Annotated in this window: 13 protein-coding genes; 6 read left to right on the forward strand and 7 right to left on the reverse strand. The window is 66.7% G+C overall.

The window, feature by feature from the left end; translation table 11 throughout:
• On the forward strand, positions 1 to 472 hold a 472-nt coding region (locus tag CXY83_RS07515; protein WP_199184922.1), incomplete at its 5' end, for a hypothetical protein.
• Here CXY83_RS07515 and CXY83_RS07520 read toward each other — a convergent pair.
• From CXY83_RS07520 to CXY83_RS07535, 4 genes are read right to left on the reverse strand one after another with little or no spacing between them, the layout of a single operon-like run.
• Positions 447 to 1,319, reverse strand: coding sequence for an SCO3242 family prenyltransferase (locus tag CXY83_RS07520; RefSeq protein ID WP_233200682.1), 873 nt, complete (start codon positions 1,317 to 1,319; stop codon positions 447 to 449). The genes CXY83_RS07515 and CXY83_RS07520 overlap by 26 nt on opposite strands.
• 7 nt (positions 1,320 to 1,326) lie before the next feature.
• Positions 1,327 to 3,198: an FAD-dependent monooxygenase gene (locus tag CXY83_RS07525; RefSeq protein ID WP_104196765.1), complete on the reverse strand. Its 1,872-nt coding sequence runs from the start codon at positions 3,196 to 3,198 to the stop codon at positions 1,327 to 1,329.
• The gene (locus tag CXY83_RS07530; RefSeq protein WP_104196766.1) at positions 3,195 to 4,229 is read right to left on the reverse strand and encodes an ABC transporter permease; all 1,035 of its coding nucleotides are present in this window, start codon (positions 4,227 to 4,229) and stop codon (positions 3,195 to 3,197) included. The genes CXY83_RS07525 and CXY83_RS07530 overlap by 4 nt, the downstream gene beginning before the upstream one ends.
• A complete protein-coding gene (locus CXY83_RS07535) occupies positions 4,226 to 5,746 on the reverse strand; it encodes a sugar ABC transporter ATP-binding protein (protein ID WP_199184923.1) in 1,521 nt (506 codons plus the stop codon). Before CXY83_RS07535 ends, CXY83_RS07530 begins: the two co-directional genes overlap by 4 nt.
• A 200-nt stretch (positions 5,747 to 5,946) precedes the next feature.
• Here CXY83_RS07535 and CXY83_RS07540 point away from each other — a divergent pair, with 200 nt between their 5' ends.
• From CXY83_RS07540 to CXY83_RS07560, 5 genes are all read left to right on the forward strand, one after another.
• A complete protein-coding gene (locus CXY83_RS07540; RefSeq protein WP_104196767.1) occupies positions 5,947 to 6,993 on the forward strand; it encodes a substrate-binding domain-containing protein in 1,047 nt (348 codons plus the stop codon).
• A gap of 72 nt (positions 6,994 to 7,065) precedes the next feature.
• Positions 7,066 to 8,256 carry a Gfo/Idh/MocA family protein gene (locus tag CXY83_RS07545; protein WP_199184924.1) on the forward strand — a complete coding sequence of 397 codons (1,191 nt, stop codon included), beginning with the start codon at positions 7,066 to 7,068 and terminating at the stop codon, positions 8,254 to 8,256.
• Between the two features lie 8 nt (positions 8,257 to 8,264).
• Positions 8,265 to 9,269 (forward strand): sugar phosphate isomerase/epimerase, encoded by a 1,005-nt coding sequence (locus CXY83_RS07550; RefSeq protein WP_104196768.1) that lies wholly within the window; start codon positions 8,265 to 8,267, stop codon positions 9,267 to 9,269.
• 184 nt (positions 9,270 to 9,453) lie between these two features.
• Complete coding sequence (locus tag CXY83_RS07555) at positions 9,454 to 10,335, forward strand: thioredoxin domain-containing protein (protein ID WP_158251858.1); 882 nt, start codon at positions 9,454 to 9,456, stop codon at positions 10,333 to 10,335.
• 9 nt (positions 10,336 to 10,344) lie between these two features.
• Positions 10,345 to 10,752 carry a CHY zinc finger protein gene (locus CXY83_RS07560; protein ID WP_233200684.1) on the forward strand — a complete coding sequence of 136 codons (408 nt, stop codon included), beginning with the start codon at positions 10,345 to 10,347 and terminating at the stop codon, positions 10,750 to 10,752.
• Between the two features lie 50 nt (positions 10,753 to 10,802).
• On the opposite strand, the gene crcB is transcribed toward CXY83_RS07560, so the two are convergent.
• The 3 genes from crcB to CXY83_RS07575 form a co-directional block, all read right to left on the reverse strand.
• Positions 10,803 to 11,189: a fluoride efflux transporter CrcB gene (crcB, locus tag CXY83_RS07565; protein ID WP_104196770.1), complete on the reverse strand. Its 387-nt coding sequence runs from the start codon at positions 11,187 to 11,189 to the stop codon at positions 10,803 to 10,805.
• A complete protein-coding gene (locus CXY83_RS07570; protein ID WP_104196771.1) occupies positions 11,186 to 11,638 on the reverse strand; it encodes a CrcB family protein in 453 nt (150 codons plus the stop codon). The genes crcB and CXY83_RS07570 overlap by 4 nt, the downstream gene beginning before the upstream one ends.
• 283 nt (positions 11,639 to 11,921) lie before the next feature.
• On the reverse strand, positions 11,922 to 12,281 hold the full coding sequence (locus CXY83_RS07575; RefSeq protein WP_233200686.1) for a helix-turn-helix transcriptional regulator: 360 nt from the start codon (positions 12,279 to 12,281) through the stop codon (positions 11,922 to 11,924).
• Between the last annotated feature and the right edge of the window lie 51 nt (positions 12,282 to 12,332).

The raw sequence follows: 12,332 nt of genomic DNA on the forward strand, positions 1-12,332 counted from the left end.
CAGTGCCAGTGCCAGTGCCAGTGCCAGTGCCAGTGCCAGTGCCAGTGCCAGTGCCAGTGCCAGTGCCAGTGCCAGTGCCAGGCGAAGCGTCAGGATCATCGAGCAGGTGCAGCCCGCGCAGCACTCCGCGTTTCTCGCCGGCATCGCCGTGACGATACAGGTCATCCAGAAGATCGACGCGGGCCGCACCGGCGAGTGCGCCCAGAAGTACGCCGCGAGCCGCATCGTCGACGGTGCCGTAGCGCAGGCCCTGCACATCATCGTGCACGAGTGGGGCGCGCCCACAGCGCCGGGACACCGCTGGGAAGTACCGAGTGATCGCTGCCGGATGATGCTCAATGTCGACCCGGGCAGATTCCAGCCAGAGCGAACCGGCGTCGGTCAGGTGGTCGTGCAAGGCGGTGCCTCTCACTGGTGCGCCCCCGTGGTCTGGGGCGTTGCGACGCTCATGTGGCGGACACCCTCCGGGTGAGGCGCCGGCCAAGCGGCAGCAGGGCTGCGACGGCCAGGCCGGTGCCCACTGCGCCGGACCGCGCGATCAGCGCCGCCTGCAGGCCGATCGTGCCGATGACCGAGGCTCCGACCGCTCGGCGCACGTCGGCGGCGGCGCGTGTGTTCCGAGCGCGTAGCTGGGCAGGGGCAACGGTGCCGAGGTAGACGGTCGCGAGGGCGGCCCCGACGACCCGGGGCAGCCATTTGTTAGCAGGCTGCCGAACTCGGCCGAAAGCGGCCATCACGGCGGCGCCGGTCGTGCCCGCGACGGCCAGAGTACCCACCACGCCGTTCTTGGATCCGTGCACTTCGTCGAGACTGAGGGTGGTGGTGCCGAGGGTGTGGGTGAACACGGTGAGCGCCGCCGGCAGTGCTGCCGGTACCGAACCGGCGCCGAGCAGCACGTCGAGCAATCGGGTGGCCGCCATCGAGACCGGGCCGAACGGGGTGGATTTGAACACCAGGTCGTAAGCCCAGACGCTTGCGGCCAGTGGGAGCGCGACCGCGAGGGCCCGCCGTCCGCCGCTCAGCGCGGCAATGCCGACGCCGGCCGTGGTGAGAACGATCGCCACAGCGAGGGCCTCGGTGGGTGTCACATCGCCGGCCGGAATCGGTCGTTCCGGGCGCTCCACCGCGTCAAGTGCCCGGTCGGCGTAATCGTTTAGTGCCATGCCCGCCCAGTAGATGAGGGTCGAGCACAGTGGAAGCAGAACGGTGTGCGGGCCGAGGGAGCGGCCGGAGGCAGCGGCCCCTGCCAGGGTATCGCCGGGCGCGGTGAGCGCGGCGGGGAGGCGCACGAGACGGGCGAAGGCATCCGGGGTCATCATGCGCGGCTCATGCCGACTGCCCGGCAAAGACGCGGCTGTCGGCGCGGCTGTCGGCGCGGCTGTCGGCGCGGCTGAGCATCGCGGTCATCGCGGTGAACACGGCCTCTTCCGGATGTTCGGCGAGCCGGTACGACCGCCAGCCGATGTGTTTGTCGGGGCGCACGAGCACGACACCGTCCTCGGCCACCTCGCGCAGCCTGGCCCAGTCGAAGTACAGGTCGGTGACGGGCTGGCCAGGGCCGATGATCACGGTTTCAAGCTTGACGCCGAGCCGCTCACCGACGCGCGCCGCGGCCTCCGCCCAGGCTGATCCGGTGATGCCGGTGATGAGCGTGAACTGCGAGAAGGGGGCGAGATCGTGGGTCGAGATCTTGTGCACGCTGTCTCCTACCCAGGCGTGCGGCAGGCGCGAGCCCGGCACGGTCGAGGCCTGGTAGTACAGTTCGGGATCGCGCTCGGGTTCCGGGCGTCGCGAGCCGTCGCCGACGATGGCGGTCGATTCATAGAACTGCCCGACCTCAACGCCGTGGGCGTTGAACTCGTAGTCCTTGACCTCCATAGCGGCCTGGATGGCCTGCCGTTTGGCTGCGCCCGCCGGGGTGTTCGCCTTGCGCTCTTCGATCATCTCGATCATCTCCGATTCGGTGCGCGCTGTGGTCACGCCGAGCGCGTCGAAGAGTTGGCCGAACTCGCGGGCCGACTTGTTCGCGCGCAGTACGATCTGCCTGGCCACCGGGGCGCGCTCCGTGGAATAAGTTTCCAGCAGGTCGGGGCCCGCTGTACCAGCGAGCACGGCGGCAAGCTTCCAGGTCAGGTTGTACGAATCCTGAATAGAGGTGTTCGACCCCAACCCATTGCTCGGCGGATGCTTGTGCACCGCGTCTCCCACGCAGAACACCCTCCCCCGCTGCAGCCTCGTGGCGTACTGGGCGTTGTTGCCCCACAGCGACGTTCCGGTGATCTCCACCTCGAGGTCGGGGAGGCCGAGCAGGTTCCGCACGATCTGCGTAGCGGCGGCCTCATCAATCACGGGCGCTTCTTGCGAGATGTCGTAACCCCACACCACAAGCCACTGGTTCCACGGCCGGATCATGCGCACCAGGCCCGTGCCGATACCGCCGATGTTGGACCCGGGTTGCACCACCCAATAGAGCACCGAGGGGCGATGCTCGACGAAGGGCGTGATGTCGGCGGTGAAGGTGATGTTCATCGATCCGGCGATATCCATCTCCCCCTCCATCGGCAGGTCGATATCGGCAGCGACCTGGGAGCGTGCTCCGTCGGCGCCGATCAGATACTTTGCACGGATGCTGAACTCGGCTCCCGTGAGCCGGTCCAGTACGCGCACGCTCACCCCCTCCGCGTCCTGCACGTGGGAGAGGTACTCCGTCGAGAACCTGGTTTGGGTTCCCCGCGTCGTGGCGTTCTTCACCAGGATCGGCTCGAGGTAAGTCTGTGGAATGTCACAGGTGCTGGCCGGTGAGGCCAGTTCGTAGTCCGCGTGGCGGGCTGGGTGCGTACCGAAGGTGAGGATGCGACCGAGTTCTTCGCCGGCGATCGATGTGCAGAACACCGTGTCACCCATCAGCTCGTTCGGTGTCGACTCGGCCCGCACCGCGTCGTCAATGCCGACGTCGCGAAAGATCTCCATCGTGCGCTGGTTGGTGATGTGGGCGCGCGGCGTGTTCGCCGTCCACCGGTACTTGGTGATCATCATGTTGGCGACGCCGAGAGTGGAGAGGAACAGTGCCGCGGCAGATCCGGCCGGACCCGACCCGACGATCAGCACCTCCGTCTCGACCTGAGCGCCGTGCGGCAGGGCCGTCTCGGCAATCCCATCATCGAAGACGACCGGCGCCCTGCTGCCCGGTACGGTCACTTGCTGCGGCTGCCGCGGGAGGCGAAACGCTGTTGCAACAGCACGGCGACCACGATGATGACGCCCTTCGCCACGTTCTGCACCGAGGTCGAAAGGTTGTTCTGGGTGAAGACGTTGGTGAGCGTGCTGAAAATGAGAATCCCGAGCACGGATCCCACGATGGTCCCGCGCCCGCCGATCAACAGAGTGCCGCCCACCACGACGGCCGCGATCACGTCGAGCTCAAGGAGCGTGCCGTGCGTCGACGTACCAACCGTGGTGCGGCCGAGGAACATCACCCCGGCGATGCCGGCGGTGAGGCCCGAGAGCATATAGACGTACACCATGTGGCGCTTCACTTTGATGCCGGCGAGGCGGCTCGCCTCGGCATTGCCGCCGACGGCCACTGTACGTCGACCGAAGGTGGTGCGGTTGAGCAGCACCCAGCCTGCTACCGCCACGATCAAAAAGATCCAGATCAGGATGGGCACGCCGAGCAGGTCGGCGCGAAAGAAGCTCAGAAATTCTTGGTTGTTCACGATCTGGGTCGACCGGTTCGAGATGAGTTCGGCAAGGCCGCGCGCGCCCACGAGCATGGCGAGCGTTGCCATGAACGCCACGACGCCGCCGTACGCTATCACCACGCCGTTCACGAAGCCGGCCAGGGTGCCAACGGCCAGCGCGACCACGACGATCAGCAGCCAGGACGACTGCGCGGAGGCGAGCTGCACCGCGGTGAGGCTCGCCACCACGCTCGACAGGCCCACCACCGAACCCACCGATAGGTCGATGCCCCCGGCCGTGATCACGAAGGTCATTCCGACGCAGACCACGCCGACGATCGAGGCGAAGCGGATGATGGTGACGAAGTTGTCGACGCTGGCGAATCGGTCGCCCGCCGTGAGGGTTCCTACCAGGATCAGCAGCGCGAAGGCGATGACCAGCCCGAGGTTGCGGCCCACCGAGCCGCCCAGCGTCCGTTTCAGGCGTCCGGGCGGGGAGACGTGTGCCTGCGGGATCGGCGGGGCCGCCTGGGTGATTTGCTCGCTCATGCGGCACTTCCTCTCATGACCAGATCGAGCACACCGGGCTCGTCGATTTCGTTGGAATTGGTAGTGGTGAGAACCGCGCCGTCGCTGATGACCAGCACGCGGTCGGCCAGGCCGAGTACCTCGTCGATCTCGCTCGAGACCACGATGATGGCGGTGCCGGCTTCGGCGAGACGCCGAATGAGACCGTAGATCTCGGCGCGGGCACCGACGTCCACCCCTCTGGTCGGTTCGTCGAGCAGGAGTACTGCAGTGCCGTGCACGAGCCAACGCGCGAGCAGGATTTTCTGCTGGTTTCCGCCGGACAGCGTGCGGGTGACCAGGTCGGGATCAGCCGGCCGCAGCTCGAGCGCCTCGATCTGCTCCCGCGCGGCCTGGCGCTCGCGCCGCTCGTTCAGAAACCCGCCGCGGGCGAAGCGCCCGAACGACGACAGCGTGACGTTCTTGAAGATAGGTTCGTCGAGGATCAGTCCCTGGCTCTTGCGTTCCTCGGGAGACAGCCCGATGCCCGCACTCACCGCGGCCTCAACCGAGCCGGCGCGCAGTACGGTGCCGTTCACGGTCACGGTACCGCTCGTGCTCCGGCGAGCGCCGTAAATCGCTTCCAGAATTTCGGAGCGGCCCGATCCCACGAGGCCGGCCAGCCCCACGACCTCCCCAGCCCGCACCTCGAGGGAGACATTGCTGAACACGCCGCGCACTCCGAGCCGGTGGCAGGCCAGCACCACCGGCGCATCCGCTGCGATCGGCGTGGCGGCAGGAAAAACGTTGGCCACGTCGCGGCCCGTCATCAGACGGATGAGTTCGGGAGTGGACGTGTCGGACACGCTCAAGCCGTTGGCCATGCTCTTACCGTCCTTGATCACGGTGATGCGGTCGCCGATGCGACGAATTTCGGCCAGTCGATGGGAGATGTAGACCACGGCGATGCCCTGGGCAGTGAGCTCGGCGACGACACGGAACAGATTCTCCACTTCCTGGGAATCGAGCACCGCACTGGGTTCATCCATGATGATCAGCCGTGTGTCCCGGCTCAAGGCCCGGGCCATGCTCACGATCTGCTTGTTCGCGGCCGAGAGCTGGCCGACCTCCATGCGCGGCGAGATTTCGCCGTGACCGAGGCGGGAGAGGATTTGCTCGGTTCGGGCATTGGCCGAAGCCACGTGAAGCAGCCCGCCCGTGGCCTGCTCGTGGCCGAGAAAGACGTTCTCCGCGATCGTGAGGCCGTCGACCACGTCGAGTTCCTGGTACATGGTGGCGATGCCGAGTTCGAGGGCGGCGACCGGGCCACCGATGGTGATCGGCTCACCCTGCCAGAAGATCTCACCGGAGTCGGGCTGGTAGGCACCGGACAGCGTCTTGATGAGGGTGGATTTTCCCGCGCCGTTCTGGCCGAGCACGCAGTGCACCTCGCCGGGTCGCACGACGAGATCGACGCCCTGGAGGGCCTTAACGCCGGCGAAACTCTTTCTCAGCCCGCGCACTTCGAGTAATGGTGCGGAATGGTCGGCAGTGATCATGCGGAAAATCTAACACAACGATGGCACTTACGTCGATGAACAGCAATAAGTTGCATGCAAACCGTCATCATCTGCTATCGTTCAACTCGTCAGCGTCGACGACATCTCAACTGATCGACAATTGCCCCGCATCCGTCGCTGGCCGCCATCACAGCGCCATTCCTATTACCCGCAGCAATGACCGAGCCAGAGGGAAACACATGCTTGCACCACGCACTGTCCGTCGCAGAATTCTTTTCGCCGCCGGCACCTCGCTGGCCGTCGTCGGCCTCATCACCGGTTGCACCGCGGGCGGTGCAACCACGAACACCCAGCCCACGAACGCGAGCGTCGAGGGCAACGAAGCCCAGGGCGACACCATCACCATCGGCTACTCCGGTCCCGCGGCCGACCACGGCTGGCTTGGCGCCATCAACAACGCCGCCATCGCTGAGGCTGACAAGTACGACGACGTTGACCTGAGGATTGCCGAGGGTACCAACGATGCCAACCTGCAGATCAGCCAGGTCGAAACCTTCATCAACGATAAAGTCGATGCCATCGTGCTGCTGCCCACCGACGGCGCCGCCCTGACGCAGGTGGCCATCCGCGCCATGGAGGCCGGCATCCCGGTGATCAATGTGGACCGCGAGTTCTCGAGCACCTTCGCCGCCCGCGCCACCATCCTCGGTGACAACTACGGAATGGGCGTCAGCGCCGGCACCTACATCTGCGAGGAACTCGGCGATAACCCCGACGCCGTGGTCGCCGAGATCGCCGGCATCGATTCCCTCCCCCTCACCCAGGAGCGCAGCGCCGGCTTCGCCAAGGCGCTCTCCGACTGCGGACTGTCCGTCACCAACCGCGTCTCCGCCGACTTCACCGTAGCGGGCGGCGAGGCCACCACCTCGCAGTTGCTCGCCGCCGCCCCGCAGATCGACGCGCTCTGGAACCACGACGATGACCAGGGGATCGGGGTGCTCGCGGCCATCGACGCCGCCGGGCGCGACGAGTTCATCATGGTCGGCGGCGCCGGATCCGCTAACGCCATGCGCCTGATCCAGGCCGGCGACAGCGTGATGAAGGCCACCGTGGTGTATCCGTCCACCCAGGCGGCCGACGGCATCCGCCTGGCCCGCCTGCTCGTGCAGGAGAAAGCCATGAGTGACCTCGTCGAGGTGGAGATTCCCAACCGGATCGTGCTGAACGCCCCCGTGGTGACCAGTGAGAACGTGGAGAAGTACCTGCCGACCGCCTTCGAGTCCTAAGCACCACAGGCGCGTCTCACGGGGAGCACGCGAGTCGTGCTCCCCGTGACCATCAACAGGAAGAGAGTTCACATGAGCGCACCGCTTCGCGTCGCACTGATCGGCCACGGGTTCATGGGCGCCGCGCACTCCCAAGGCTGGCGCGTCGCCCCCCGCTTCTTCGACCTGGCAGCGCAGCCCGAGATGAGTGTTCTCGTGGGGCGCGACGCCGCTCGCGCCAACGAGGCCGCCCAACGCTGGGGCTGGGCCGAATCCTCCACCGACTGGCGGGCCGTGATCGACCGGCCGGATATCGACGTGATCGACATCGTCACCCCGGGCACCTCGCACGCCGAGATCGCGATCGCCGCCCTCGACGCCGGCAAACATGTGTTGTGCGAAAAACCACTCGCGAACACGGTTGCCGAGGCCGAGGCGATGACGGATGCCGCCGCTCGCGCCTTCGACCTGGGCGTGTATGCCATGGTCGGGTTCACCTATCGGCGAATCCCGGCAGCCACACTCGCCCGCGATTTTGTCGCGGCCGGCAAGATCGGCGATATTCGCCAGGTGCGGGTGAACTACCTGCAGGATTGGCTCGTCGACCCGCAGTCCCCGCTCACCTGGCGCCTGCAGAAGGAGCTCGCCGGCTCCGGGGCGCTCGGCGATATCGGCGCCCACGCCATCGACCTCGCCCAGTTCATCACCGGGCAACGACTCGTGAGCGTTTCGGGCATCATCGAGACGATCGTGGCCGAACGCCCACTTCTTGGCTCCCGGCAGGGACTCTCGGGTACGGGCACCACCGAGCATGGCCCCGTGACGGTCGACGATCTGGCCCTGTTCACGGGTCGGTTCGAGGGCGGCGCGCTGGGCAGCTTCGAGGCCACGCGTTTCAGTACCGGCCGCAAGAATTCCTTCCGCATCGAGGTGGCCGGCTCCTTGGGCGCGATCTCGTTCGACCTGGAAGACCTCAACGCCCTGAGCTTCTTCGACGGCACCACCGCGAACGGCCAGCAGGGGTTCACCAAAATTCTGGTCACCGAGCCGCAGCATCCGTATCTGGCCGCCTGGTGGCCCCCCGGGCACACGCTCGGCTACGAGCACGGTTTCACCCATCAGGCCAGGGACTTCGTCGAGGCCGTCGCGGCCGGCGTGCAGCCGACCCCGTCGTTCGCTGACGGCCTGCAGGTACAGCAGGTGCTCGCTGCCGTGGAGGCCAGCTCCGACAATGGAAGCGCCTGGACGCCCACCCTCGCCCGCGTACTCGCCTCACAGAAATAGGAGAACTCATGCCCCGCCCCATCACCCTGTTCACCGGCCAGTGGGCCGACCTTCCCTTCGAAGAAGTAGCGCGGCTCGCTGCCGGCTGGGGCTACGACGGGCTGGAGATCGCGTGTTGGGGCGACCATCTCGACCCGGATCGGTGGAACGACGCCGACTATGTCGCCGGCAAGCTGGCCGTGCTCGAGAAGTACGACCTGAAGGTGTGGGCCATCTCCAACCACCTCAAAGGCCAGGCCGTCTGCGACGACCCGATCGACCAGCGGCACCGCGATATCCTGCCCGACTCGATCTGGGGCGACGGCGACGCGGAGGGCGTGCGCCAGCGCGCCGCCGAGGAGATGAAGAACACCGCCCGGCTCGCCGCGAAGCTCGGCGTGAAGACGGTCATCGGGTTCACCGGCTCGTCGATCTGGAAGTATGTGGCCATGTTCCCGCCGGTGTCGCAAGAGCTCATCGATGCCGGCTACCAGGACTTCGCCGACCGGTGGAACCCGATCCTCGACGTGTTCGACGAGGTCGGCGTGCGCTTCGCCCATGAGGTACACCCGAGTGAGATCGCCTTCGACTATTGGACGACGGTGCGCACCCTCGAAGCCATCGGGCACCGACCCGCATTCGGCCTGAACTGGGACCCGAGCCACTTCGTCTGGCAAGACCTCGACCCGGTCAGCTTTCTCTGGGATTTTCAAGACCGCATCTACCACGTCGACTGCAAAGACACGAAGAAGCGCCTGAACAATGGTCGAAACGGCCGCCTCGGCTCGCTGCTGGCCTGGGCCGACCCTCGCCGCGGCTGGGATTTCATCTCGACCGGCCACGGCGACGTGCCGTGGGAAGACAGCTTCCGCATGCTCAACACCATCGGCTACGACGGTCCGCTCTCAGTGGAGTGGGAGGACGCCGGCATGGATCGGCTGGTCGGCGCACCCGAAGCGCTCGCCTTCGTGCGGGCGTTCGCTTTCGACGCGCCGACGGATGCCTTCGATGCGGCGTTCAGCACGCGCCGCTGAACAGCCGAATCCGTTGCTGCGCGCTGGCCTACCTTCTGCTGTTCTCTGCCCGCATCCGAACGGGCAGAGCACAGCCCCCAGCCAGCTTTCAGCCAGTCTGAACCGGACCGTTAGTCGGGGCCGCTAACGTCGTAGGCAACGGCTGCTCCGGCGGCATTGCATCGAACGAATGGTGAACTCCCGCATGAGCACTTCCGGTCAGGCCCGTCCACCGAAGAAAGACCGCCGCGACGAAGCCCGCGAACATGCTCGACTGCTGCGCGTCGAGCAGGCCAAACGGACTCAGCGCCGTCGCCTCGTCCTGCGCGGCGGCATCGGTATCGGCCTGCTCGCCGTCGTCACCATCGTGACCCTCGTCATCGTGAACAACGTGAATGCCCCTGCAGCATCGGGCCCGGCCAACATGGCCAGCGATGGCATCCTGCTCGGCAGCGACGGCGCCACGGTCTCCGCCGCCACGACGGTCGCCCTCGCCGCCGACGCCGATCCCATCGCGACCGACCAGACCGCCCTGACCGACACGGCCAACATCGTGCTGTACCTCGACTACCTGTGCCCGATCTGCGGCAACTTCGAGGCCACCAACGGCAAGCAGATCACCGACTGGGTGACCGCCGGCAATGCCACGGTCGAAATCCACCCGATCTCGATTCTCGACCATCTCTCGTCGGGCACCAAGTACGCCACGCGGGCCGCGAATGCGGCCGCCTGCGTGGCCGACGATGACCCCGACAACTTCCTGGCGTTCAATACGGCAATGTTCGCCGATCAGCCCTCCGAGAATTCCAGCGGCCGGACGAATGCCGAACTTGCCAGTCTCGCCCGGGGAGCCGGGGTGACGTCCAGCGGTGTCGCCAGCTGCATCACCGACCAAACCTATGCCGGCTGGGTCGAAGCGTCGACGCAGCGTGCGCTCGCGGGGCCGATCCCCAACTCCGACATTGAAAATGTCAAAGGAACGCCCACAGTGCTGGTGAACGGCGTGAGCTACACCGGCTCGTTTGCCGACCCCGCCGCCTTCGAAGCATTCGTCACCGCACAGCTGACCGCTGCGCCCGGTAAGTAGCCGCGCGTTATGATGAGCGATTCTGACGAGACGGCCCCAACGGGACTGGGCGTGCCGGGACTGGGCGTGCCGGGACTGGGCGTGCCGACCGTGTACGGGGCGGTTCTCGATGCGGCGACCCGGTGCATCCACTTTCACTCGGAGCGCGACATCGTGGCGATCAAATTTGCCTGCTGCCGACGGTATTACCCGTGCTTCCAGTGCCACGACGAGGCCGTGCGGCGCGAACCCACGCCGCACACGACCCGGCGGTGGCCGCACGTCCAGTGGTCAGAGCTCGCAATCTTGTGCGGTGCATGCCAGCGCCAGCTCAGCATCGTCGAGTATCACCGAGTCGATCGCTGCCCGCACTGCAGCGCCGAATTCAATCCCGGCTGCCGGCTGCACGCCCACCTATACTTCGACGAGCCCCAATGAGCACTCACCGTCGCTTCACGTTCCAGGGCCTGAGCGTTGGCCCCGCCGGGTTAGCCCGGCGCGAGCCCGAGCCCAAGCCAGAGGCCGAGCGCGGCAGCGGCCACGGACACCCCGAGCATGCCGATTCCATGCAGTAACGCCGCCCGGTAACGGCGCGCCTGGATCAGCCGCACGGTTTCGAAGCTGGCCGTGCTGAACGTCGTGTAGCCGCCCAGCAGACCGGCACCGAGCACGAGGCTCCACTCAGGAGCGAGCAGGTGGTTCATTGCCAGGCCGGTAACGAGCCCGAGCAGCAGCGAGCCGCCCACGTTGATGATCATCGTTCCGAACGGGAACGCGTCACCCAGCCGGGAGCGCACGAGGCCGTCGAGAAGGAACCGGGCGGCCGCGCCCGCGCCGCCGGCCGCGGCGATGGCCAGGAACAGGAGGGGGGTCATGCCGTCTCCTCCCCAGCGACTGCGGGCCCGTCGTGCGTGCGCCGGTGCAGCGCCGCACCGATCAGGATGCCGAGCCAGGTGGCGACGCCACCGAACAGAACCGAACCAAGACCATAGGCAATGGCCACTCCGGTCGCACCATCCTGCAGCAAAAAAACGCTGTCGGTTGCGAGGGCGCTGTAGGTCGTGAATCCGCCGAGCAGTCCGGTGCCGAGCAGCAGGCGCGCGGTGCGGCGGCGGCCAGCGTCGGTTCCGCGACGCGCGAGGGCCTCGAGGAGTAGCCCGAGCAGTAGGGCACCGAGCAGGTTGATGCCGAGGGTGGTCAGCGGCAGTCGAGCCCCGGCGGCGAGATCAACCGGGGGCAGCGCGAGTGTGAGTGCCTCGCGGAGGGCGGTGCCCACAGTTCCGCCGAGAAAGACGAGGCCGACGTAACCCCAACGCCGGTGCATGGCGCCCGGCGTGATCGTGTCGATGGTTCACCTGTCTCATCGTTGCTGGTTCCGTCACAATCAGCGGGAACCATTGGCCCCGGCCGAGTCGAGCGGATGCTCCGACGAGATCGGGCGCCGTGGCCAGAATACATGCCCTTTTCGGCACGTTTTCACGGCGGCACGGCAGCGCGGCACGGCAGCGCGGCACGGCAGCGCGGCACGGCAGCGCGGCACGGCAGCGCGGCACGGCAGCACGGCAGCGGTTCGGTCGAACGGAGGCCGCAGGTTGGACAGCCGCGAGTCAGATAGCGGAGAGCACCCGGGCGACAGCGCCCAGCGAGCCGGGCACCAGGCTGTAGTACGACCAGGTTCCACGTTTGGCGCGGCTGAGAAACCCTGCCTCCACGAGCACCTTGAGGTGGTGCGAGATGGTGGGCTGGCTCAGGGTGAGCTGGTCGGTCAGGTCGCAGACGCAGGCTTCCTGGTTGGCATGGGCTGAGACGATCGAGATGATGCGCAGCCGGGCCGGATCGGCGAGGGCTTTGAGCGAATGGGCGAGGGTCTCGGCGTGCTCAGGGGAGGTGGCCGCGCGCGCCTGCGGAGTGGAGCAGGCATCCGCTCGCGAAATGTCAGTCAGGGGCAGGATCTGGGTAAACGTCACGTGAACACACTCTCCTTAGATTGACATTGGTCGATGTATTGCTCTAGCGTA

This window comes from Cryobacterium sp. M15 (genome assembly GCF_002929675.1).
In the GTDB taxonomy this organism is placed as follows: Bacteria; Actinomycetota; Actinomycetes; order Actinomycetales; family Microbacteriaceae; genus Cryobacterium; species Cryobacterium lyxosi.